This is a genomic window from Vibrio sp. ED002, from assembly GCF_023277445.1.
In the GTDB taxonomy this organism is placed as follows: Bacteria; Pseudomonadota; Gammaproteobacteria; order Enterobacterales; family Vibrionaceae; genus Vibrio; species Vibrio jasicida.
Window position 1 is genome coordinate 2,584,193 of record NZ_CP080238.1, and the last position, 25,656, is coordinate 2,609,848.

8 protein-coding genes, 5 tRNA genes and 9 rRNA genes are annotated in these 25,656 nt (G+C 48.1%); 14 read left to right on the forward strand and 8 right to left on the reverse strand.

Annotated elements, in window-relative coordinates; genetic code table 11:
• Positions 1–535 precede the first annotated feature (535 nt).
• The 14 genes from ITG12_RS11985 to rrf (ITG12_RS12050) all read left to right on the forward strand — a co-directional run bounded on the left by ITG12_RS11985 (position 536) and on the right by rrf (ITG12_RS12050) (position 16,887).
• Positions 536–2,082, forward strand: a 16S ribosomal RNA gene (locus ITG12_RS11985).
• Positions 2,083–2,388: 306 nt separating this feature from the next.
• Positions 2,389–5,278, forward strand: a 23S ribosomal RNA gene (locus ITG12_RS11990).
• Between the two features lie 164 nt (positions 5,279–5,442).
• Positions 5,443–5,559, forward strand: a 5S ribosomal RNA gene (gene rrf / locus ITG12_RS11995).
• A 367-nt stretch (positions 5,560–5,926) separates the two neighbouring features.
• Positions 5,927–7,469, forward strand: a 16S ribosomal RNA gene (locus ITG12_RS12000).
• Between the two features lie 89 nt (positions 7,470–7,558).
• A tRNA-Glu gene (locus tag ITG12_RS12005) sits at positions 7,559–7,635 on the forward strand.
• 2 nt (positions 7,636–7,637) lie between these two features.
• Positions 7,638–7,713: transfer RNA gene (locus ITG12_RS12010), tRNA-Lys, on the forward strand.
• Between the two features lie 28 nt (positions 7,714–7,741).
• Positions 7,742–7,817: transfer RNA gene (locus tag ITG12_RS12015), tRNA-Val, on the forward strand.
• Positions 7,818–8,160: 343 nt separating this feature from the next.
• A 23S ribosomal RNA gene (locus tag ITG12_RS12020) occupies positions 8,161–11,048 on the forward strand.
• A 91-nt stretch (positions 11,049–11,139) separates the two neighbouring features.
• Positions 11,140–11,256: ribosomal RNA gene (gene rrf / locus ITG12_RS12025) — 5S ribosomal RNA — on the forward strand.
• Positions 11,257–11,623: 367 nt separating this feature from the next.
• Positions 11,624–13,171 (forward strand): 16S ribosomal RNA (locus tag ITG12_RS12030).
• 65 nt (positions 13,172–13,236) lie between these two features.
• Positions 13,237–13,313 (forward strand) — tRNA-Ile (locus ITG12_RS12035).
• Positions 13,314–13,352: 39 nt separating this feature from the next.
• Positions 13,353–13,428, forward strand: a tRNA-Ala gene (locus ITG12_RS12040).
• Positions 13,429–13,718: 290 nt separating this feature from the next.
• A 23S ribosomal RNA gene (locus tag ITG12_RS12045) occupies positions 13,719–16,608 on the forward strand.
• A gap of 162 nt (positions 16,609–16,770) precedes the next feature.
• Positions 16,771–16,887 (forward strand): 5S ribosomal RNA (rrf, locus tag ITG12_RS12050).
• The 16S, 23S and 5S rRNA genes sit together here with 5 tRNA genes alongside, the layout of an rRNA operon.
• Positions 16,888–17,218: 331 nt before the next feature.
• Here rrf (ITG12_RS12050) and ITG12_RS12055 read toward each other — a convergent pair.
• The 8 genes from ITG12_RS12055 to acs all read right to left on the reverse strand — a co-directional run bounded on the left by ITG12_RS12055 (position 17,219) and on the right by acs (position 25,470).
• A complete protein-coding gene (locus ITG12_RS12055; protein ID WP_248873096.1) occupies positions 17,219–18,208 on the reverse strand; it encodes a sensor domain-containing diguanylate cyclase in 990 nt (329 codons plus the stop codon).
• 224 nt (positions 18,209–18,432) lie between these two features.
• Positions 18,433–18,729, reverse strand: a complete 297-nt coding sequence (fis, locus tag ITG12_RS12060; RefSeq protein WP_000462885.1) for a DNA-binding transcriptional regulator Fis — start codon at positions 18,727–18,729, stop codon at positions 18,433–18,435.
• A 23-nt stretch (positions 18,730–18,752) separates the two neighbouring features.
• Positions 18,753–19,721 carry a tRNA dihydrouridine synthase DusB gene (gene dusB, locus ITG12_RS12065; RefSeq protein WP_032803127.1) on the reverse strand — a complete coding sequence of 323 codons (969 nt, stop codon included), beginning with the start codon at positions 19,719–19,721 and terminating at the stop codon, positions 18,753–18,755.
• A 139-nt stretch (positions 19,722–19,860) separates the two neighbouring features.
• Positions 19,861–20,748: a 50S ribosomal protein L11 methyltransferase gene (gene prmA / locus ITG12_RS12070; protein WP_248873097.1), complete on the reverse strand. Its 888-nt coding sequence runs from the start codon at positions 20,746–20,748 to the stop codon at positions 19,861–19,863.
• Between the two features lie 130 nt (positions 20,749–20,878).
• A complete protein-coding gene (gene accC / locus ITG12_RS12075; protein WP_038870929.1) occupies positions 20,879–22,222 on the reverse strand; it encodes an acetyl-CoA carboxylase biotin carboxylase subunit in 1,344 nt (447 codons plus the stop codon).
• Between the two features lie 14 nt (positions 22,223–22,236).
• The gene (gene accB / locus ITG12_RS12080; protein WP_039974237.1) at positions 22,237–22,701 is read right to left on the reverse strand and encodes an acetyl-CoA carboxylase biotin carboxyl carrier protein; all 465 of its coding nucleotides are present in this window, start codon (positions 22,699–22,701) and stop codon (positions 22,237–22,239) included.
• 60 nt (positions 22,702–22,761) lie between these two features.
• The gene (aroQ, locus tag ITG12_RS12085) at positions 22,762–23,211 is read right to left on the reverse strand and encodes a type II 3-dehydroquinate dehydratase (RefSeq protein ID WP_038882011.1); all 450 of its coding nucleotides are present in this window, start codon (positions 23,209–23,211) and stop codon (positions 22,762–22,764) included.
• 306 nt (positions 23,212–23,517) lie between these two features.
• Positions 23,518–25,470 carry an acetate--CoA ligase gene (acs, locus tag ITG12_RS12090; RefSeq protein ID WP_248873098.1) on the reverse strand — a complete coding sequence of 651 codons (1,953 nt, stop codon included), beginning with the start codon at positions 25,468–25,470 and terminating at the stop codon, positions 23,518–23,520.
• Between the last annotated feature and the right edge of the window lie 186 nt (positions 25,471–25,656).

Here is a 25,656-nt window from a genome sequence, read left to right on the forward strand (position 1 = left end):
TCTTCATGAAAAGATCCTCTACAACCCGAAATATTAGACAAGAACGTTGAGTATCTATGCAGAATGCTCGTTATTTGTTCGGTTGAAAGTTTTTTTGCAAAAAACGCTTGTGCTAATTTCTCAACCCCCTATACTGCGCATCCACCGACACGGAGTGAGACGAAAGTCACACAGCGAGTCGGGAAGAGAGAAAAAGAATTTGAAAAAAAATGCTTGACTCTCTCACGGTGTGAAGTAAGATACGCACCCTAACGACGAGCAACTAAGTTGCTGAAAATGTTAGAAAAGCTCTTTAAAAATAAGAACCTATCAATCTGTGTGGGCACTCGTTGATGATAATCCAATTAGAAATTTCTCTTAATAAAGAGCGGTTTCAAATTAGGTTTCAATGAACTGAGTGACCAATCAAGTCTTCGGACTTGGCACAGTCAATTCATTATCATTCTGTTGGAATGGTAATGGCTTTAAAATTACTTCTTACTTTCGAGTAAGGATGAGTTTTGAAGTCAGTATTCGTTGAGCCGAACAAAATCTTAAATTGAAGAGTTTGATCATGGCTCAGATTGAACGCTGGCGGCAGGCCTAACACATGCAAGTCGAGCGGAAACGACTTAACTGAACCTTCGGGGAACGTTAAGGGCGTCGAGCGGCGGACGGGTGAGTAATGCCTAGGAAATTGCCCTGATGTGGGGGATAACCATTGGAAACGATGGCTAATACCGCATGATGCCTACGGGCCAAAGAGGGGAATCTTCAGCCTCTCGCGTCAGGATATGCCTAGGTGGGATTAGCTAGTTGGTGAGGTAATGGCTCACCAAGGCGACGATCCCTAGCTGGTCTGAGAGGATGATCAGCCACACTGGAACTGAGACACGATCCAGACTCCTACGGGAGGCAGCAGTGGGGAATATTGCACAATGGGCGCAAGCCTGATGCAGCCATGCCGCGTGTGTGAAGAAGGCCTTCGGGTTGTAAAGCACTTTCAGTCGTGAGGAAGGTGGTGTAGTTAATAGCTGCATTACTTGACGTTAGCGACAGAAGAAGCACCGGCTAACTCCGTGCCAGCAGCCGCGGTAATACGGAGGGTGCGAGCGTTAATCGGAATTACTGGGCGTAAAGCGCATGCAGGTGGTTTGTTAAGTCAGATGTGAAAGCCCGGGGCTCAACCTCGGAATAGCATTTGAAACTGGCAGACTAGAGTACTGTAGAGGGGGTAGAATTTCAGGTGTAGCGGTGAAATGCGTAGAGATCTGAAGGAATACCGGTGGCGAAGGCGACTCTGGACAGATACTGACACTCAGATGCGAAAGCGTGGGGAGCAAACAGGATTAGATACCCTGGTAGTCCACGCCGTAAACGATGTCTACTTGGAGGTTGTGGCCTTGAGCCGTGGCTTTCGGAGCTAACGCGTTAAGTAGACCGCCTGGGGAGTACGGTCGCAAGATTAAAACTCAAATGAATTGACGGGGGCCCGCACAAGCGGTGGAGCATGTGGTTTAATTCGATGCAACGCGAAGAACCTTACCTACTCTTGACATCCAGAGAACTTTTCAGAGATGAATTGGTGCCTTCGGGAACTCTGAGACAGGTGCTGCATGGCTGTCGTCAGCTCGTGTTGTGAAATGTTGGGTTAAGTCCCGCAACGAGCGCAACCCTTATCCTTGTTTGCCAGCGAGTAATGTCGGGAACTCCAGGGAGACTGCCGGTGATAAACCGGAGGAAGGTGGGGACGACGTCAAGTCATCATACTCTTACGAGTAGGGCTACACACGTGCTACAATGGCGCATACAGAGGGCAGCAAGCTAGCGATAGTGAGCGAATCCCAAAAAGTGCGTCGTAGTCCGGATTGGAGTCTGCAACTCGACTCCATGAAGTCGGAATCGCTAGTAATCGTGGATCAGAATGCCACGGTGAATACGTTCCTAGCCTTGTACACACCGCCCGTCACACCATGGGAGTGGGCTGCAAAAGAAGTAGGTAGTTTAACCTTCGGGAGGACGCTTACCACTTTGTGGTTCATGACTGGGGTGAAGTCGTAACAAGGTAGCGCTAGGGGAACCTGGCGCTGGATCACCTCCTTATACGATGATTACTCACGATGAGTGTCCACACAGATTGATAGTTCACAAGCGTAAGCTTGTAGCTAACATAGCTCTTTAACAATTTGGAAAGCTGACAAAGTAATCTTTAAGATTACTTGTAAAGTTCTCAATGTTTGTCTTTATGACAAACACCAAAAAACACATTCAAGTGTTCTTGGGAATATCACTTTTACAGTGATTATTCGAAATTGAGTCCGGCAAAATCGAAATGTCTCTCGCTCATTCAAATAATGAGAGACAACTTTGGTGATTTGATTATCAACTCGAAACTCCTTCGGGTTGTATGGTTAAGTGACTAAGCGTACACGGTGGATGCCTTGGCAGTCAGAGGCGATGAAGGACGTATTAACTTGCGATAAGCCCAGATTAGGTAGTAAAAACCATTTGAGTCTGGGATTTCCGAATGGGGAAACCCACTAGCATAAGCTAGTATCGCTGCGTGAATACATAGCGTAGCGAGGCGAACCGGGGGAACTGAAACATCTAAGTACCCCGAGGAAAAGAAATCAACCGAGATTCCGAAAGTAGCGGCGAGCGAAATTGGACTAGCCCTTAAGCTTTTTATGCGTCAGGTGAAACTTCTGGAAAGTTGTGCGATACAGGGTGATAGCCCCGTAACCGGCAACGCATTTAAAGTGAAATCGAGTAGGGCGGGACACGTGATATCCTGTCTGAATATGGGGGGACCATCCTCCAAGGCTAAATACTACTGACTGACCGATAGTGAACCAGTACCGTGAGGGAAAGGCGAAAAGAACCCCTGTGAGGGGAGTGAAATAGAACCTGAAACCGTGTACGTACAAGCAGTAGGAGCACCTTCGTGGTGTGACTGCGTACCTTTTGTATAATGGGTCAGCGACTTATATTCAGTGGCAAGGTTAACCATCTAGGGGAGCCGTAGGGAAACCGAGTCTTAACTGGGCGTTCAGTCTCTGGATATAGACCCGAAACCAGGTGATCTAGCCATGGGCAGGTTGAAGGTTGAGTAACATCAACTGGAGGACCGAACCGACTAATGTTGAAAAATTAGCGGATGACTTGTGGCTAGGGGTGAAAGGCCAATCAAACCTGGAGATAGCTGGTTCTCCCCGAAAGCTATTTAGGTAGCGCCTCGGACGAATACTACTGGGGGTAGAGCACTGTTAAGGCTAGGGGGTCATCCCGACTTACCAACCCTTTGCAAACTCCGAATACCAGTAAGTACTATCCGGGAGACACACGGCGGGTGCTAACGTCCGTCGTGGAGAGGGAAACAACCCAGACCGCCAGCTAAGGTCCCAAATTACTACTAAGTGGGAAACGATGTGGGAAGGCTCAGACAGCCAGGATGTTGGCTTAGAAGCAGCCATCATTTAAAGAAAGCGTAATAGCTCACTGGTCGAGTCGGCCTGCGCGGAAGATGTAACGGGGCTAAGTAGTAAACCGAAGCTGCGGCAATGCACTTTGTGCATTGGGTAGGGGAGCGTTCTGTAAGCGGTTGAAGGTGTGTGGTAACGCATGCTGGACGTATCAGAAGTGCGAATGCTGACATGAGTAACGATAAAGGGGGTGAAAAACCTCCTCGCCGGAAGACCAAGGGTTCCTGTCCAACGTTAATCGGGGCAGGGTAAGTCGACCCCTAAGGCGAGGCCGAAAGGCGTAGTCGATGGGAAACGGGTTAATATTCCCGTACTTCTTACAATTGCGATGGGGGACGGAGAAGGCTAGGTGGGCCTGGCGACGGTTGTCCAGGTTCAAGTGCGTAGGCTGAAGAGTTAGGTAAATCCGGCTCTTCTTAAGGCTGAGACACGACGTCGAGCTACTACGGTAGTGAAGTCATTGATGCCATGCTTCCAGGAAAAGCCTCTAAGCTTCAGATTGTAAGGAATCGTACCCCAAACCGACACAGGTGGTCGGGTAGAGAATACCAAGGCGCTTGAGAGAACTCGGGTGAAGGAACTAGGCAAAATGGTACCGTAACTTCGGGAGAAGGTACGCTCTTGATGGTGAAGTCCCTTGCGGATGGAGCTGACGAGAGTCGCAGATACCAGGTGGCTGCAACTGTTTATTAAAAACACAGCACTGTGCAAAATCGTAAGATGACGTATACGGTGTGACGCCTGCCCGGTGCCGGAAGGTTAATTGATGGGGTTAGACTTCGGTCGAAGCTCTTGATCGAAGCCCCGGTAAACGGCGGCCGTAACTATAATCTATCCTAAGGTAGCGAAATTCCTTGTCGGGTAAGTTCCGACCTGCACGAATGGCGTAATGATGGCCACGCTGTCTCCACCCGAGACTCAGTGAAATTGAAATCGCTGTGAAGATGCAGTGTACCCGCGGCTAGACGGAAAGACCCCGTGAACCTTTACTACAGCTTGGCACTGAACATTGACCCTACATGTGTAGGATAGGTGGGAGGCTTTGAAGCGCAGTCGCTAGATTGCGTGGAGCCGTCCTTGAAATACCACCCTTGTAGTGTTGATGTTCTAACGTCGACCCCTTATCGGGGTTGCGGACAGTGCCTGGTGGGTAGTTTGACTGGGGCGGTCTCCTCCCAAAGAGTAACGGAGGAGCACGAAGGTGGGCTAATCACGGTTGGACATCGTGAGGTTAGTGCAATGGCATAAGCCCGCTTGACTGCGAGAATGACAATTCGAGCAGGTGCGAAAGCAGGTCATAGTGATCCGGTGGTTCTGTATGGAAGGCCATCGCTCAACGGATAAAAGGTACTCCGGGGATAACAGGCTGATACCGCCCAAGAGTTCATATCGACGGCGGTGTTTGGCACCTCGATGTCGGCTCATCACATCCTGGGGCTGAAGTCTGATCTCCAAGGGTATGGCTGTTCGCCATTTAAAGTGGTACGCGAGCTGGGTTTAGAACGTCGTGAGACAGTTCGATTCCTATTCTGCCGTGGGCGTTGGAAGATTGAAGGGGCTGCTCCTAGTACGAGAGGACCGGAGTGGACGAACCTCTGGTGTTCGGGTTGTGTCGCCAGACGCATTGCCCGGTAGCTAAGTTCGGAATCGATAACCGCTGAAAGCATCTAAGCGGGAAGCGAGCCCTGAGATGAGTCTTCCCTGATACTTTAAGTATCCTAAAGGGTTGTTCGAGACTAGAACGTTGATAGGCAGGGTGTGTAAGCGTTGTGAGGCGTTGAGCTAACCTGTACTAATTGCCCGTGAGGCTTAACCATACAACACCCAAGGGGTTTTGATGGACTCAATGCAAGAACGATTGAATGTGTATAAATAGAACTTAAAATCAGTTTTCCGAATTATTCGATTTGCAAGCAAATCTCACCCTAAAGGGCCGCACTAAAGTGCGTTTGAATTTGCAAGCAAATTGATAAAGAATTTGCTTGGCGACCATAGCGATTTGGACCCACCTGACTTCCATTCCGAACTCAGAAGTGAAACGAATTAGCGTCGATGGTAGTGTGGGGTTTCCCCATGTGAGAGTAGAACATCGCCAGGCTTTAATTTGCACTTGCTTATTTAATAAGCAAGTCACCATAAAGTTCTAAATTATTTTAGAGTTTTATGTTGACTTTCAAAGTGAAAGGCGTATTATACGCACCTCGCTTAAGTGCTAAGGCACTGAAAGCCAAGCTCTTTAACAATATAGACCTATCAATCTGTGTGGGCACTCGTTGATGATAATCCAATTAGAAACTTCGGTTTCAAATTAGGTTTCAATGAACTGAGTGACCAATCAAGTCTTCGGACTTGGCACAGTCAATTCATTATCATTCTGTTGGAATGGTAATAGCTTTAAAATTACTTCTTACTTTCGAGTAAGGATGAGTTTTGAAGTCAGTATTCGTTGAGCCGAACAAAATCTTAAATTGAAGAGTTTGATCATGGCTCAGATTGAACGCTGGCGGCAGGCCTAACACATGCAAGTCGAGCGGAAACGAGTTATCTGAACCTTCGGGGAACGATAACGGCGTCGAGCGGCGGACGGGTGAGTAATGCCTAGGAAATTGCCCTGATGTGGGGATAACCATTGGAAACGATGGCTAATACCGCATGATGCCTACTAGCCAAAGAGGGGAATCTTCAGCCTCTCGCGTCAGGATATGCCTAGGTGGGATTAGCTAGTTGGTGAGGTAATGGCTCACCAAGGCGACGATCCCTAGCTGGTCTGAGAGGATGATCAGCCACACTGGAACTGAGACACGATCCAGACTCCTACGGGAGGCAGCAGTGGGGAATATTGCACAATGGGCGCAAGCCTGATGCAGCCATGCCGCGTGTGTGAAGAAGGCCTTCGGGTTGTAAAGCACTTTCAGTCGTGAGGAAGGTGGTGTAGTTAATAGCTGCATTACTTGACGTTAGCGACAGAAGAAGCACCGGCTAACTCCGTGCCAGCAGCCGCGGTAATACGGAGGGTGCGAGCGTTAATCGGAATTACTGGGCGTAAAGCGCATGCAGGTGGTTTGTTAAGTCAGATGTGAAAGCCCGGGGCTCAACCTCGGAATAGCATTTGAAACTGGCAGACTAGAGTACTGTAGAGGGGGTAGAATTTCAGGTGTAGCGGTGAAATGCGTAGAGATCTGAAGGAATACCGGTGGCGAAGGCGACTCTGGACAGATACTGACACTCAGATGCGAAAGCGTGGGGAGCAAACAGGATTAGATACCCTGGTAGTCCACGCCGTAAACGATGTCTACTTGGAGGTTGTGGCCTTGAGCCGTGGCTTTCGGAGCTAACGCGTTAAGTAGACCGCCTGGGGAGTACGGTCGCAAGATTAAAACTCAAATGAATTGACGAAGCTGCACAAGCGGTGGAGCATGTGGTTTAATTCGATGCAACGCGAAGAACCTTACCTACTCTTGACATCCAGAGAACTTTCCAGAGATGGATTGGTGCCTTCGGGAACTCTGAGACAGGTGCTGCATGGCTGTCGTCAGCTCGTGTTGTGAAATGTTGGGTTAAGTCCCGCAACGAGCGCAACCCTTATCCTTGTTTGCCAGCGAGTAATGTCGGGAACTCCAGGGAGACTGCCGGTGATAAACCGGAGGAAGGTGGGGACGACGTCAAGTCATCATACTCTTACGAGTAGGGCTACACACGTGCTACAATGGCGCATACAGAGGGCAGCAAGCTAGCGATAGTGAGCGAATCCCAAAAAGTGCGTCGTAGTCCGGATTGAGTCTGCAACTCGACTCCATGAAGTCGGAATCGCTAGTAATCGTGGATCAGAATGCCACGGTGAATACGTTCCTGGCCTTGTACACACCGCCCGTCACACCATGGGAGTGGGCTGCAAAAGAAGTAGGTAGTTTAACCTTCGGGAGGACGCTTACCACTTTGTGGTTCATGACTGGGGTGAAGTCGTAACAAGGTAGCGCTAGGGGAACCTGGCGCTGGATCACCTCCTTATACGATGATTACTCACGATGAGTGTCCACACAGATTGATACGGTTTATAAGTAAAAGAGACGAAGATATCCCAATATCTTCAATCCAGTGTCCCGTCTCGTCTAGAGGTTTCAGGACACCGCCCTTTCACGGCGGTAACAGGGGTTCGACTCTCTACGGGATACCATTGGGTCGTTAGCTCAGTTGGTAGAGCAGTTGACTTTTAATCAATTGGTCGCAGGTTCGAATCCTGCACGACCCACCATTCTCTCCACGAGAATGAAAAATAATGTGGGCGATTAGCTCAGTTGGGAGAGCACCTGCCTTACAAGCAGGGGGTCACTGGTTCGAGCCCGGTATCGCCCACCATTCTCTAAGTATTTTTGGATAGGAATTCCAAACCACTTCAGTAAGACGTATGTGGTTAGAATCTTCGACTCTGAAAGTCTTTAGAAAATGAACTTCTTAGGAAGTGATTTGCTCTTTAACAATTTGAAAGCTGACAAAACAATCTTTAAGATTGTTTGTAAGTTCTCAATGTTTGTCTTTAAGACAAACACCAAAAACACATTCAAGTGTTCTTGGGAATATCACTTTTAAAGTGATTATTCGAAATTGAGTCCGGCAAAATCGAAATGTCTCTCGCTCATTCAAATAATGAGAGACAACTTTGGTGATTTGATTATCAACTCGAAACTCCTTCGGGTTGTATGGTTAAGTGACTAAGCGTACACGGTGGATGCCTTGGCAGTCAGAGGCGATGAAGGACGTATTAACTTGCGATAAGCCCAGATTAGGTAGTAAAAACCACTTGAGTCTGGGATTTCCGAATGGGGAAACCCACTAGCATAAGCTAGTATCGCTGCGTGAATACATAGCGCAGCGAGGCGAACCGGGGAACTGAAACATCTAAGTACCCCGAGGAAAAGAAATCAACCGAGATTCCGAAAGTAGCGGCGAGCGAAATTGACTAGCCCCTAAGCTTTATATGCGTTAGACGAACGGTCTGGAAAGTCCGGCAATAAAGGGTGATAGCCCCGTAGTTGACAACGCACATTCAGTGAAATCGAGTAGGGCGGGACACGTGATATCCTGTCTGAATATGGAAAATTCATCCTCCAAGGCTAAATACTACTGACTGACCGATAGTGAACCAGTACCGTGAGGGAAAGGCGAAAAGAACCCCTGTGAGGGGAGTGAAATAGAACCTGAAACCGTGTACGTACAAGCAGTAGGAGCACCTTCGTGGTGTGACTGCGTACCTTTGTATAATGGGTCAGCGACTTATATTCAGTGGCAAGGTTAACCATCTAGGGAGCCGTAGCGAAAGCGAGTGTTAACTGCGCGACTTAGTCGCTGGATATAGACCCGAAACCAGGTGATCTAGCCATGGGCAGGTTGAAGATTGAGTAACATCAATTGGAGTGACCGAACCGACTAATGTTGAAAAATTAGCGGATGACTTGTGGCTAGGGGTGAAAGGCCAATCAAACCTGGAGATAGCTGGTTCTCCCCGAAAGCTATTTAGGTAGCGCCTCGGACGAATACTACTGGGGGTAGAGCACTGTTAAGGCTAGGGGGTCATCCCGACTTACCAACCCTTTGCAAACCCGAATACCAGTAAGTACTATCCGGGAGACACACGGCGGGTGCTAACGTCCGTCGTGGAGAGGGAAACAACCCAGACCGCCAGCTACGATCCCAAATTATTACTAAGTGGGAAACGATGTGGGAAGGCTCAGACAGCCAGGATGTTGGCTTAGAAGCAGCCATCATTTAAAGAAAGCGTAATAGCTCACTGGTCGAGTCGGCCTGCGCGGAAGATGTAACGGGGCTAAGTAATAAACCGAAGCTGCGGCAATGAAGTTTTACTTCATTGGGTAGGGGAGCGTTCTGTAAGCCGTTGAAGGTGTGTTGTAAAGCATGCTGGAGGTATCAGAAGTGCGAATGCTGACATGAGTAACGATAAAGGGGTGAAAAACCTCCTCGCCGGAAGACCAAGGGTTCCTGTCCAACGTTAATCGGGGCAGGGTAAGTCGACCCCTAAGGCGAGGCCGAAAGGCGTAGTCGATGGGAAACGGGTTAATATTCCCGTACTTCTTACAATTGCGATGGGGGACGGAGAAGGCTAGGTAGCCTGGCGACGGTTGTCCAGGTTCAAGTGCGTAGGCTGAAGAGTTAGGTAAATCCGGCTCTTCTTAAGGCTGAGACACGACGTCGAGCTACTACGGTAGTGAAGTCATTGATGCCATGCTTCCAGGAAAAGCCTCTAAGCTTCAGATTGTAAGGAATCGTACCCCAAACCGACACAGGTGGTCGGGTAGAGAATACCAAGGCGCTTGAGAGAACTCGGGTGAAGGAACTAGGCAAAATGGTACCGTAACTTCGGGAGAAGGTACGCTCTTGATGGTGAAGTCCCTTGCGGATGGAGCTGACGAGAGTCGCAGATACCAGGTGGCTGCAACTGTTTATTAAAAACACAGCACTGTGCAAAATCGTAAGATGACGTATACGGTGTGACGCCTGCCCGGTGCCGGAAGGTTAATTGATGGGGTTAGACTTCGGTCGAAGCTCTTGATCGAAGCCCCGGTAAACGGCGGCCGTAACTATAATCTATCCTAAGGTAGCGAAATTCCTTGTCGGGTAAGTTCCGACCTGCACGAATGGCGTAATGATGGCCACGCTGTCTCCACCCGAGACTCAGTGAAATTGAAATCGCTGTGAAGATGCAGTGTACCCGCGGCTAGACGGAAAGACCCCGTGAACCTTTACTACAGCTTGGCACTGAACATTGACCCTACATGTGTAGGATAGGTGGGAGGCTTTGAAGCGCAGTCGCTAGATTGCGTGGAGCCGTCCTTGAAATACCACCCTTGTAGTGTTGATGTTCTAACGTCGACCCCTTATCGGGGTTGCGGACAGTGCCTGGTGGGTAGTTTGACTGGGGCGGTCTCCTCCCAAAGAGTAACGGAGGAGCACGAAGGTGGGCTAATCACGGTTGGACATCGTGAGGTTAGTGCAATGGCATAAGCCCGCTTGACTGCGAGAATGACAATTCGAGCAGGTGCGAAAGCAGGTCATAGTGATCCGGTGGTTCTGTATGGAAGGGGCCATCGCTCAACGGATAAAAGGTACTCCGGGGATAACAGGCTGATACCGCCCAAGAGTTCATATCGACGGCGGTGTTTGGCACCTCGATGTCGGCTCATCACATCCTGGGGCTGAAGTCGGTCCCAAGGGTATGGCTGTTCGCCATTTAAAGTGGTACGCGAGCTGGGTTTAGAACGTCGTGAGACAGTTCGGTCCCTATCTGCCGTGGGCGTTGGAAGATTGAAGGGGGGCTGCTCCTAGTACGAGAGGACCGGAGTGGACGAACCTCTGGTGTTCGGGTTGTGTCGCCAGACGCATTGCCCGGTAGCTAAGTTCGGAATCGATAACCGCTGAAAGCATCTAAGCGGGAAGCGAGCCCTGAGATGAGTCTTCCCTGATACTTTAAGTATCCTAAAGGGTTGTTCGAGACTAGAACGTTGATAGGCAGGGTGTGTAAGCGTTGTGAGGCGTTGAGCTAACCTGTACTAATTGCCCGTGAGGCTTAACCATACAACACCCAAGGGGTTTTGATGGACTCAATGCAAGAACGATTGAATGTGTAAGTAGAACTTAAAATCAGTTTTCCGAATTAAAGAATTTGCTTGGCGACCATAGCGATTTGGACCCACCTGACTTCCATTCCGAACTCAGAAGTGAAACGAATTAGCGTCGATGGTAGTGTGGGGTTTCCCCATGTGAGAGTAGAACATCGCCAGGCTTTAATTTGCACTTGCTTATTTAATAAGCAAGTCACCATAAAGTTCTAAATTATTTTAGAGTTTTATGTTGACTTTCAAAGTGAAAGGCGTATTATACGCACCTCGCTTAAGTGCTAAGGCACTGAAAGCCAAGCTCTTTAACAATATAGACCTATCAATCTGTGTGGGCACTCGTTGATGATAATCCAATTAGAAACTTCGGTTTCAAATTAGGTTTCAATGAACTGAGTGACCAATCAAGTCTTCGGACTTGGCACAGTCAATTCATTATCATTCTGTTGGAATGATAATAGCTTTAAAATTACTTCTTACTTTCGAGTAAGGATGAGTTTTGAAGTCAGTATTCGTTGAGCCGAACAAAATCTTAAATTGAAGAGTTTGATCATGGCTCAGATTGAACGCTGGCGGCAGGCCTAACACATGCAAGTCGAGCGGAAACGAGTTATCTGAACCTTCGGGGAACGATAACGGCGTCGAGCGGCGGACGGGTGAGTAATGCCTAGGAAATTGCCCTGATGTGGGGGATAACCATTGGAAACGATGGCTAATACCGCATGATGCCTACGGGCCAAAGAGGGGGACCTTCGAGCCTCTCGCGTCAGGATATGCCTAGGTGGGATTAGCTAGTTGGTGAGGTAATGGCTCACCAAGGCGACGATCCCTAGCTGGTCTGAGAGGATGATCAGCCACACTGGAACTGAGACACTGATCCAGACTCCTACGGGAGGCAGCAGTGGGGAATATTGCACAATGGGCGCAAGCCTGATGCAGCCATGCCGCGTGTGTGAAGAAGGCCTTCGGGTTGTAAAGCACTTTCAGTCGTGAGGAAGGTGGTGTAGTTAATAGCTGCATTATTTGACGTTAGCGACAGAAGAAGCACCGGCTAACTCCGTGCCAGCAGCCGCGGTAATACGGAGGGTGCGAGCGTTAATCGGAATTACTGGGCGTAAAGCGCATGCAGGTGGTTTGTTAAGTCAGATGTGAAAGCCCGGGGCTCAACCTCGGAATAGCATTTGAAACTGGCAGACTAGAGTACTGTAGAGGGGGTAGAATTTCAGGTGTAGCGGTGAAATGCGTAGAGATCTGAAGGAATACCGGTGGCGAAGGCGACTCTGGACAGATACTGACACTCAGATGCGAAAGCGTGGGGAGCAAACAGGATTAGATACCCTGGTAGTCCACGCCGTAAACGATGTCTACTTGGAGGTTGTGGCCTTGAGCCGTGGCTTTCGGAGCTAACGCGTTAAGTAGACCGCCTGGGGAGTACGGTCGCAAGATTAAAACTCAAATGAATTGACGGGGGCCCGCACAAGCGGTGGAGCATGTGGTTTAATTCGATGCAACGCGAAGAACCTTACCTACTCTTGACATCCAGAGAACTTTCCAGAGATGGATTGGTGCCTTCGGGAACTCTGAGACAGGTGCTGCATGGCTGTCGTCAGCTCGTGTTGTGAAATGTTGGGTTAAGTCCCGCAACGAGCGCAACCCTTATCCTTGTTTGCCAGCGAGTAATGTCGGGAACTCCAGGGAGACTGCCGGTGATAAACCGGAGGAAGGTGGGGACGACGTCAAGTCATCATACTCTTACGAGTAGGGCTACACACGTGCTACAATGGCGCATACAGAGGGCAGCAAGCTAGCGATAGTGAGCGAATCCCAAAAAGTGCGTCGTAGTCCGGATTGAGTCTGCAACTCGACTCCATGAAGTCGGAATCGCTAGTAATCGTGGATCAGAATGCCACGGTGAATACGTTCCTGGCCTTGTACACACCGCCCGTCACACCATGGGAGTGGGCTGCAAAAGAAGTAGGTAGTTTAACCTTCGGGAGGACGCTTACCACTTTGTGGTTCATGACTGGGGTGAAGTCGTAACAAGGTAGCGCTAGGGGAACCTGGCGCTGGATCACCTCCTTATACGATGATTACTCACGATGAGTGTCCACACAGATTGATACGGTTTATAAGTAAGAGACGATACTGGGTCTGTAGCTCAGGTGGTTAGAGCGTTCGCCTGATAAGCGAGAGGTCGGTGGTTCGAGTCCACTCAGACCCACCAATTTCTTTTGAAATTGGTATGCAGTATCGACACCTTGATGGGGCTATAGCTCAGCTGGGAGAGCGCCTGCCTTGCACGCAGGAGGTCTGCGGTTCGATCCCGCATAGCTCCACCATCTTTAAGTGTTCTTGAAAAAGAATCTTTAAAAATGGTTTTCATCAGAAAATCTAGCTCTTTAACAATTTGGAAAGCTGACAAAACAATCTTTAAGATTGTTTGTAAAGTTCTCAATGTTTGTCTTTAAGACAAACACCAAAAAACACATTCAAGTGTTCTTGGGAATATCACTTTTAAGTGATTATTCGAAATTGAGTCCGGCAAAATCGAAATGTCTCTCGCTCATTCAAATAATGAGAGACAACTTTGGTGATTTGATTATCAACTCGAAACTCCTTCGGGTTGTATGGTTAAGTGACTAAGCGTACACGGTGGATGCCTTGGCAGTCAGAGGCGATGAAGGACGTATTAACTTGCGATAAGCCCAGATTAGGTAGTAAAAACCACTTGAGTCTGGGATTTCCGAATGGGGAAACCCACTAGCATAAGCTAGTATCGCTGCGTGAATACATAGCGCAGCGAGGCGAACCGGGGAACTGAAACATCTAAGTACCCCGAGGAAAAGAAATCAACCGAGATTCCGAAAGTAGCGGCGAGCGAAATTGGACTAGCCCCTAAGCTTTATATGCGTTAGACGAACGGTCTGGAAAGTCCGGCAATAAAGGGTGATAGCCCCGTAGTTGACAACGCACATTCAGTGAAATCGAGTAGGGCGGGACACGTGATATCCTGTCTGAATATGAAAATTCATCCTCCAAGGCTAAATACTACTGACTGACCGATAGTGAACCAGTACCGTGAGGGAAAGGCGAAAAGAACCCCTGTGAGGGGAGTGAAATAGAACCTGAAACCGTGTACGTACAAGCAGTAGGAGCACCTTCGTGGTGTGACTGCGTACCTTTGTATAATGGGTCAGCGACTTATATTCAGTGGCAAGGTTAACCATCTAGGGGAGCCGTAGCGAAAGCGAGTGTTAACTGCGCGACTTAGTCGCTGGATATAGACCCGAAACCAGGTGATCTAGCCATGGGCAGGTTGAAGATTGAGTAACATCAATTGAGGACCGAACCGACTAATGTTGAAAAATTAGCGGATGACTTGTGGCTAGGGGTGAAAGGCCAATCAAACCTGGAGATAGCTGGTTCTCCCCGAAAGCTATTTAGGTAGCGCCTCGGACGAATACTACTGGGGGTAGAGCACTGTTAAGGCTAGGGGGTCATCCCGACTTACCAACCCTTTGCAAACTCCGAATACCAGTAAGTACTATCCGGGAGACACACGGCGGGTGCTAACGTCCGTCGTGGAGAGGGAAACAACCCAGACCGCCAGCTAAGGTCCCAAATTATTACTAAGTGGGAAACGATGTGGGAAGGCTCAGACAGCCAGGATGTTGGCTTAGAAGCAGCCATCATTTAAAGAAAGCGTAATAGCTCACTGGTCGAGTCGGCCTGCGCGGAAGATGTAACGGGGCTAAGTAATAAACCGAAGCTGCGGCAATGAAGTTTTACTTCATTGGGTAGGGGAGCGTTCTGTAAGCCGTTGAAGGTGTGTTGTAAAGCATGCTGGAGGTATCAGAAGTGCGAATGCTGACATGAGTAACGATAAAGGGGGTGAAAAACCTCCTCGCCGGAAGACCAAGGGTTCCTGTCCAACGTTAATCGGGGCAGGGTAAGTCGACCCCTAAGGCGAGGCCGAAAGGCGTAGTCGATGGGAAACGGGTTAATATTCCCGTACTTCTTACAATTGCGATGGGGGGACGGAGAAGGCTAGGTGGGCCTGGCGACGGTTGTCCAGGTTCAAGTGCGTAGGCTGAAGAGTTAGGTAAATCCGGCTCTTCTTAAGGCTGAGACACGACGTCGAGCTACTACGGTAGTGAAGTCATTGATGCCATGCTTCCAGGAAAAGCCTCTAAGCTTCAGATTGTAAGGAATCGTACCCCAAACCGACACAGGTGGTCGGGTAGAGAATACCAAGGCGCTTGAGAGAACTCGGGTGAAGGAACTAGGCAAAATGGTACCGTAACTTCGGGAGAAGGTACGCTCTTGATGGTGAAGTCCCTTGCGGATGGAGCTGACGAGAGTCGCAGATACCAGGTGGCTGCAACTGTTTATTAAAAACACAGCACTGTGCAAAATCGTAAGATGACGTATACGGTGTGACGCCTGCCCGGTGCCGGAAGGTTAATTGATGGGGTTAGACTTCGGTCGAAGCTCTTGATCGAAGCCCCGGTAAACGGCGGCCGTAACTATAATCTATCCTAAGGTAGCGAAATTCCTTGTCGGGTAAGTTCCGACCTGCACGAATGGCGTAATGATGGCCACGCTGTCTCCACCCGAGACTCAGTGAAATTGAAATCGCTGTGAAGATGCAGTGTACCCGCGGCTAGACGGAAAGACCCCGTGAACCTTTACTACAGCTTGGCACTGAACATTGACCCTACATGTGTAGGATAGGTGGGAGGCTTTGAAGCGCAGTCGCTAGATTGCGTGGAGCCGTCCTTGAAATACCACCCTTGTAGTGTTGATGTTCTAACGTCGACCCCTTATCGGGGTTGCGGACAGTGCCTGGTGGGTAGTTTGACTGGGGCGGTCTCCTCCCAAAGAGTAACGGAGGAGCACGAAGGTGGGCTAATCACGGTTGGACATCGTGAGGTTAGTGCAATGGCATAAGCCCGCTTGACTGCGAGAATGACAATTCGAGCAGGTGCGAAAGCAGGTCATAGTGATCCGGTGGTTCTGTATGGAAGGGCCATCGCTCAACGGATAAAAGGTACTCCGGGGATAACAGGCTGATACCGCCCAAGAGTTCATATCGACGGCGGTGTTTGGCACCTCGATGTCGGCTCATCACATCCTGGGGCTGAAGTCGGTCCCAAGGGTATGGCTGTTCGCCATTTAAAGTGGTACGCGAGCTGGGTTTAGAACGTCGTGAGACAGTTCTGATTCCTATCTGCCGTGGGCGTTGGAAGATTGAAGGGGGCTGCTCCTAGTACGAGAGGACCGGAGTGGACGAACCTCTGGTGTTCGGGTTGTGTCGCCAGACGCATTGCCCGGTAGCTAAGTTCGGAATCGATAACCGCTGAAAGCATCTAAGCGGGAAGCGAGCCCTGAGATGAGTCTTCCCTGATACTTTAAGTATCCTAAAGGGTTGTTCGAGACTAGAACGTTGATAGGCAGGGTGTGTAAGCGTTGTGAGGCGTTGAGCTAACCTGTACTAATTGCCCGTGAGGCTTAACCATACAACACCCAAGGGGTTTTGATGGACTCAATGCAAGAACGATTGAATGTGTAAGTAGAACTTAAAATCAGTTTTCCGAATTATTCGATTTGCAAGCAAATCTCACCCTAAAGGGCCGCACTAAAGTGCGTTTGAATTTGCAAGCAAATTGATAAAGAATTTGCTTGGCGACCATAGCGATTTGGACCCACCTGACTTCCATTCCGAACTCAGAAGTGAAACGAATTAGCGCCGATGGTAGTGTGGGGTTTCCCCATGTGAGAGTAGGACATCGCCAGGCTTTAAATTTGAAGAAGCCCACTCGAAAGAGTGGGCTTTTTTGCGTTTGGAGCAAAGTAAATCCTCCTAATAACAAGATCTTGTGAGAGAAACTTCTAAGCTTCGTTTATTGTTGTTCAGTATTCTTTCTTCCTGCCTAACAAATTACTTACGACGTAGTGCTAACGCACTACTTCTCAGCGTCTCACACTATTTCCCCTTCAATAACTAATAGAGCTGCGAACCCAAGCAAGCTTACTACGTTGCATAGAGCGAGCTAGAAGGTTGCGTATATCGTATTAGAGATGGCGAAATGGGAATTGAATTGATTAGTTTCAAGTGGGCAGGGAAGGTTAAGAAACCTTTTGGATTCTTAAGTTTGTTGAATGCTGTAATTTGATGTCAGGGATACTAGCATGATGAAGTGTTACTTGGTTACGGCCTGAATGTTTCGAGTAATACATGGCTTTATCTGCGTTAATCATAAGTTCTTTTGCGCTCAATACTTGCCCGTCATACTCCGCGATACCAATGCTAACCGTTGTACTGATTTCGATACCATCTATTTTGCATGGCGCGTTTTGGATCGCTTGTCTGATCCTTTCTGCTATCTCATGGGCTTGTATTGCGCTGGTGTTGGTTAGGATCACGGCAAATTCTTCCCCTCCTAAACGACCAATAAAGTCAGTTCTACGAATTGCACGTTGGCAAATCTTGGCCACATGATTGATCACTTGATCGCCGGAGAAGTGCCCAACCTGATCGTTGATCTCTTTGAAGTGATCAATATCAATCATAACGCAAGTTAGGGTTTGAGATGGATGCGAATGCGAGCTCAGAGACCTATCTAGGCTTGTTAGGAATGCTCGGCGATTCAACAGACCTGTCAATTCATCTGTCTCTGAGAGCTCTTTGAGGCGCCTTTCTAGCAGATGCGTTTTCGTGACATCACGCACGGACCAAATCACCAAGTTTTCATCACCTTGAATGCTTTCTACGGGTTTAATGATCGCTTCAAACCACGTTTCTTCTGAGTTCTCTAATGCTTCTAGTTCTTCTATTGGCATTAAAAGGTGGTCTTGCAGAGCGATACTGTATTTGACGACCTTAGGCTCGTTAGAGCGAAGCACATCGTTAATATAACCGATTAACTCAGCGGCTTTACTCGGCGATAAAACATCGTTTAACGTGAGGTTGGTGTAGCTTTGTGCATTGAAGTGTTTTGAATGGTAAGTACCACCGAAACTTTCGATATAGTGGCCTTGCTCATTGAGGATAAAGACATGATCAGGGAGGGTATTCAAAATGGCATGAAGCCAATCGTCCCTTTCTTTGTAAATCATGAGGTTAGTTCCTTTATCCAATGTAAGTTGTTGATTATATCTGTTTGTATTGAGTTCACAATCAATACTGATCACAGTTCAAAGCATCAGACTTGACTAATGTTTGTACAGAGGTGAGGGAGAAGCGTTTGGAAGAGTTGAAGTGCAAGGAGCTTGAAGCTAATAAAAAAGGCTTAGCCATTGCTGACTAAGCCTTTTTTACAAAATTACTGTATGAACTGATATTAGTTCATGCCGTACTTTTTAAGTTTTTTGCGAAGAGTACCGCGGTTGATGCCCATCATAGTTGCTGCGCGAGTTTGGTTACCGCGAGTGTACTGCATGATGGTATCTAATAGTGGCTGTTCAACTTCAGCTAGAACTAATTCGTATAGTTCAGTTACTTCCTGGCCGTTTAGTTGAGCTAGGTAGTTTTTAAGAGACGCTTTAACAGAGTCACGTAAAGGCTTCTGAGTAATCTGGTCTTGTGACGTTACTGTAGTTACTGTTAATGCTTCTGAAGTCAGATTTTGTTCGAACATATTCGGTCTAGCTCTTCTCTTAATTATGATGCAACGTTATCAAAATAACCCTCTAATGCCTCAAGCTGCAGCTCAGCTGCATCGATAGCATTGAAGGTACGGCGAAACTCACTCGCTTGTTCATGCTCTTTTAGGTACCAACCAACGTGCTTACGCGCGATACGTGGACCCAAGAACTCTCCATAGAAATCATGCAGAGCGTTAACATGACCAAGCATAATGGTTTTCACTTCCTCACTTGGAAGCTCATCCATTGTGGTGCCGTTTTCCAAATAGTGATGGATTTCCTGGAAAATCCAAGGACGACCTTGGGCAGGGCGTCCAATCATTAAAGCGTCTGCACCGGTGTACTCCAGTACAAACTTCGCTTTCTCCGGGCTATCGATATCACCGTTTGCGATAACCGGAATGGATATAGCGTGTTTAACCGCTTTAATGCTGTCGTATTCGGCCTCACCTTTGTACATACACGCTTTTGTTCTGCCATGCAGTGCAAGAGCCTGTATGCCGCAGTCTTCGGCTAATTTAGCGATGTGAACACAGTTTTTATTTTCTGTGTTCCAGCCAGTACGGGTCTTTAACGTTACAGGAACGTCTACCGCGTCCACTACCGCAGTCAAAATCTCTTTGATGATGTCTGGGTACTGAAGCAGTGCAGAACCCGCCAGCTTCTTATTCACTTTCTTTGCTGGGCAGCCCATGTTGATGTCGATGATTTGCGCACCGTTTTCAACACTGAATTGAGCCGCATCAGCCATAAGCTGTGGATCGGAACCGGCAATCTGTACAGAGCGAATGCCCGATTCGCCTTCATGCACCATGCGCTGTTTCGACTTTGACGTTCCCCATAGTTTCGGGTTAGCGGACATCATTTCACTGACGGCCATTCCCGCACCATAGCGAAGACACAACTCGCGAAACGGTCTATCCGTTACACCAGCCATAGGGGCTACGATTAGATTGTTCTTAAGTTGATAGTTTCCGATTTTCAAAACGTCATCACAGTTCTGTACCAGCAAGGGCGCGCATTTTACGCATTTTTTCACTGCGTGAAAAGACTAATATTTGAGCATTTACAAATTGTTTTTGTAATTTGTATGAAATTCAAACAATTAGCCCTGAAAACCTTGTCTAGCCTTGCTTACGACCGGAGATACGACACCATTCGCTTTGCTCTGCGATTGGATCAATGTGAAGCTCATCACGGTAATAGTTTGCTACGTCTTCTGCTTGAGTGTCTAAAACACCTGACATCGCTAGGTCACCATTTGGTTTAACCAAGCCTTTAATGATAGGTGCAAGTTCACGTAATGGACCAGCAAGAATGTTAGCAACAACCACATCAGCGATCAGGCCTTCAGGTTGGTTTTGAGGAAGGTACACTTCTAATTGGTCAGCAACACCGTTGCGCTCTGCGTTATCGCGAGAAGCTTGAAGAGCTTGAGGATCAATATCGATCCCGATAACTTTACCTGCGCCAAGTTTGATCGCAGCGATCGCAAGGATGCCTGAGCCACAACCAAAGTCGATAACCGTTTTACCAGATAGGTCTAAACTCTCTAGCCATTCTAGGCAGAGTGCAGTCGTAGGGTGGGTGCCTGTACCGAAAGCCAGACCAGGGTCAAGCATAACATTAACCGCGTCTGGTTCAGGAACATCACGCCAACTTGGACAAACCCATAGACGTTCGCCGAACTTCATTGGGTGGAAGTTTTCCATCCATTCGCGTTCCCAGTCTTTGTCTTCTAGCTGTTCTACTTTGTAAGCAAAATCGTCTGCTAGCATGCCGCTTGCTTTGATTTGAGTGATGATGAAGTTTGTATCTGCTTCTGCATCGTACAGTGCCAGAATGTCAGTATCGCCCCATAAGCGAGTCTCGCCAGGTAGAGGTTCGAATACGGGCGTATCCTGCGCGTCTAGGAATGTTACAGACAGCGCACCAGTCTCTTCCATTAGCATGTCGCCGATTTGCTCAGCGTTTTCATTGGTCGCGTTGAGTTTGATTTGAATCCAAGGCATTTGTTTTTGCTCTTAAAGTGAATGAAGTGGCGCAGAGTTTACCAGAACTCTACGATTTGTTTGAGTATAGACTTTATACAAAACAAAAATGCCCACAGATGTGGGCACTTATTATGAGGTTAGCGAAGGCTTATTGTAGGCCTAGCTTCTTCTCTAGGTAGTGAATGTTTGCACCACCGTGCTGGAAGTTCTCATCATTCATGATTGACTCTTGTAGAGTAACGTTAGTCTTGATGCCTTCAATGATCATCTCGCCTAGTGCGTTCTTCATACGTGCAATCGCTACATCACGGTTCTCACCGTAAGTGATCAGTTTACCAATCATTGAATCGTAATGAGGTGGTACTGTGTAGCCTGTGTAAATGTGAGACTCCCAACGAACACCCATGCCGCCTGGCGCGTGGAAGCGTTCAATCTTACCTGGTGAAGGTAGGAAGCGCTCTGGGTCTTCTGCGTTGATACGACACTCAATCGCATGGCCGCGGATCTTGATATCATCCTGAGTGAATGAAAGTGGCTGACCTGCTGCTACGCGTAACTGTTCTTTAATTAGGTCAACACCAGTAACCATTTCTGTCACTGGGTGCTCAACCTGAATACGAGTGTTCATTTCGATGAAGTAGAACTCACCGTTCTCGTATAGGAATTCGAACGTACCTGCGCCGCGGTAACCGATTTCTAGACATGCACGTGTACAACGTTCACCGATGTACTTACGCATCTCTTCAGTGATACCTGGTGCTGGAGCTTCTTCAACAACCTTCTGGTGACGACGCTGCATAGAGCAGTCACGTTCACCTAAGTGGATCGCGCCACCTTGGCCATCAGCAATTACCTGAACTTCAACGTGACGAGGGTTCTCTAGGAATTTCTCCATGTAAACCATGTCGTTGTTGAACGCCGCTTTTGCTTCTGCACGGGTCATTGCGATAGCTTCAATAAGATCGCCTTCTGAACGAACAACGCGCATACCACGGCCACCGCCACCGCCAGAAGCTTTGATGATTACCGGGTAGCCGATACGCTTAGCGTGGGCTTTATTTTTGTCTTCGTCGTTATCTAGTGGACCGTCAGAACCTGGTACACAAGGAACGCCAGCTTTTTTCATTGCGTTGATTGCTGACACTTTGTCACCCATTATGCGGATGGTGTCTGCTTTAGGACCAACGAAGATGAAACCGCTGCGCTCTACTTGTTCAGCAAAGTCTGCGTTCTCAGATAGGAAGCCGTAACCTGGGTGAATCGCAATCGCACCCGTCACTTCTGCTGCAGAAATGATGCGAGGGATGTTCAGGTAGCTGTCGATACCACGAGCTGGACCGATACATACTGTTTCGTCTGCGAGTAGTACGTGCTTAAGATCGCGGTCAGCAGTCGAGTGCACTGCCACAGTCTTAATGCCTAATTCTTTACAAGCGCGAAGGATACGAAGTGCAATTTCACCTCGGTTCGCGATGACTACTTTATCTAGCATAAGGCAAGCCCCGCTTATTCGATTACAACTAGTGGTTGGTCGAATTCAACTGGCTGGCCGTCTTCAACTAGGATTGCAGTTACAACACCTGATTTGTCCGCTTCAATTTGGTTCATCATTTTCATCGCTTCAACGATACATAGTGTATCGCCAGCATTTACGCTCTGACCAACTTCAACGAATGACTTTGAATCTGGACTTGGAGAACGGTAGAAAGTACCAACCATTGGAGAAAGAACTTGGTGACCTGCAGGAACTGCTGCTGGTGCCTCTGCTGCCATCGCTGGAGCGTCAGCGACCGGTGCTGCCACTGGAGCAGGTGCTGCTACTGGAGCTGCTGCGTAATGAACTGGTGCTGGAGCAGCGGGTGCGCCGTGACGACTGATTCGTACCGACTCTTCACCTTCAGAAATCTCTAGCTCAGCAATGCCAGACTCTTCAACTAACTCAATTAGCTTTTTGATTTTACGAATATCCATCTTTTCTTTCTCTTTTATCTTGTGATTAAGACAACCCTAACGGGCTGCAGAGTGTTTGGTCTACTTTGCCTGCAATTTCGCAATTGCTGCAGACAGAGCAAATTCATAACCTTGCGCACCTAAACCGCAAATTACCCCTTCCGCTTTATCAGAGAGGTAAGAATGGTGACGGAACGTCTCTCGGGCATGAACGTTCGATAGGTGCACCTCGATAAATGGGATGGCTACGCCAAGTAGTGCATCTCGCAGCGCAACACTGGTATGAGTGAAGGCTGCTGGATTGATAATGATGAAGTCCACCTTGCCGTACGCGGCATGAATCGCTTCAATCAGCTCGTACTCACGATTAGATTGCAGGTGTTCAAGTTCCACCCCAGACTTGTGAGCCTGTTCAGCTAAAGCGTCAACAATCTGTGCTAGGGTGTTGTTACCATAGTGTGTCGGTTCACGCAGGCCTAATAGATTAAGATTTGGCCCATTTAGAACAAGAATTCGTGACTTTGCAGACATTGTGTTGCTATCTTCCTTTATCGTGAGCAGAACGTTTATATTCCCAAATATACGATAAATCAGCACGATTTTTTTGTTAAAACCGCGCAAATTTTAAAAAATCGACCAAGATTATAGCTAATTCACAGCAATTAGCAGCAATTTACTGGTCTAATCTCCCAATAGCCCCCGCCATTTCTGTAACCCAGTTAACAAAAACAACATAATTGCCACGTTTCTTTTGTGGTTTATTTTGCATCCACACACAAAAAAGCCGCCATATGCAATGGCGGCTTTTAGGGCTAGCGTTTAAAACAGGGCTGGGTGTTATGCCAGTTCTGCTTTTTCTGCGATCAGCTTGTCTACTACGCTTGGATCAGCCAGTGTAGAAGTGTCTCCTAAGTTACTGGTATCACCCGTTGCAATCTTACGCAAGATACGACGCATGATCTTACCGGAGCGAGTTTTCGGTAGCGAGTCTGTCCAGTGCAGCACGTCTGGTGTTGCGATTGGACCAATCTCTTTGCGTACCCAATTTTTTACTTCTTTATGTAATTCTGCTGATGGGAACTCACCATCATTAAGCGTGACATAAGCGTAAATTGCCTGACCTTTGATGTCATGAGGAATACCGACAATCGCCGCTTCTGCAATCTTATCGTGTGCAACCAGTGCTGATTCAATCTCTGCGGTACCCATGCGGTGACCCGACACATTCAATACGTCATCTACACGACCAGTGATCCAGTAGTAACCGTCTTCGTCACGACGAGCCCCATCACTGGTGAAGTACATGCCTTTGAAGGTAGAGAAGTAGGTTTGCTCAAAGCGCTCGTGGTCACCGTAAACAGTACGCATCTGACCTGGCCATGAATCAAGGATCACTAAGTTACCTTCTGCTGCGGTCTCTTCAATGATGTTACCCATATTGTCCACTAGCGCAGGTTGTACGCCGAAGAATGGGCGAGTTGCTGAGCCTGGTTTCAGGTCTATTGCACCTGGTAGTGGCGCAATCAAGATACCGCCTGTCTCTGTTTGCCACCAAGTATCAACGATAGGTGAGTTTTCATTACCGATGGTCTTGTAGTACCACTCCCATGCTTCAGGGTTGATAGGTTCACCTACTGAGCCCATTACACGCAAGCTTGAACGAGATGTTCCGGCTACCGCTTCGTTACCTTTTGCCATTAGTGCACGAATCGCTGTTGGTGCAGTGTAGAGAATGTTTACTTGATGCTTATCAACCACTTCACTCATACGAGCCGTGCTTGGGTAGTTTGGTACACCTTCGAACAGAATGGTTTTCGCACCGTTCGCCAGTGGGCCGTAAATTAAGTAAGTGTGACCTGTAATCCAACCCACATCCGCCGTACACCAGAACGTTTCGCCTTCTTGGTAATCGAACACGTACTTGAAGGTCATGGTTGCGTATACTAGGTAACCACCTGTGGTGTGCAGCACGCCTTTTGGTTTACCTGTCGAGCCTGAAGTGTAAAGAATGAATAGAGGGTCTTCCGCTTTCATCTCTTCTGGTGGGCACACATCAGAAACGACAGCCGTTGCTTCGTGCCACCAAACGTCACGGTGCTCGTGCCAATCAATGTCGCCGCCCGTGCGTTTTAGAACTACAACTTTGTCGATGGTTTTTACTTCTGGGTTCGTCAGTGCTTCATCAACGTTTTTCTTCAGTGGTACAGCGCGACCACCACGAACGCCTTCGTCAGCAGTGATCACGATTTTCGCATCTGAGTCGATGATACGACCGGACAGGGCTTCTGGTGAGAAACCACCAAATACCACGGTATGAACTGCACCAATACGCGTACATGCCAGCATTGCGATAGCCGCTTCTGGCACCATTGGCATGTAAAGACAAACCACGTCGCCTTTGTGCACGCCTTGCTCTTTCAGTGCGTTAGAGAACTTACACACTTCTTTGTGTAGTTCATTGAATGTGAGGGTTTTGTCGTCAGCAGGATCATCGCCTTCCCAGATGATTGCGACTTCATCGCCACGTTCGGCAAGGTGGCGGTCAATACAGTTTGCAGATACGTTCAGCGTGCCGTCTTCGAACCAACGAATGTCGACGTGACCAGTATCGAAAGAGGTGTTTTTAACTTGAGTGAATGGCTTAATCCAATCGACAACTTTACCGTGTTCGCTCCAGAAGCCTTCAGGGTCGCTTACCGACTGCTGATACATGGCTAAGTAAGTGTCATTATCCGCATGCGTATGGTTTTTAATATTTTCTTTTACCGGATAAACGTGGGCTTCGCTCATGGCTTCTCTCCTTGTGCCTTTAATTCTCGACCTTCGTCTTTTGTAGGGCTGTTTCCGTTCTTTAGTCTGTGATTCATCAAGAACGTTGCTGTGCATATAACTGTCAGTCACAGCGCGTATTTCCACAATTAGACTTTAGGATGAGAGTGAGGAATGCGCCGCGATATTGCTGAATTTAAAGCGAAT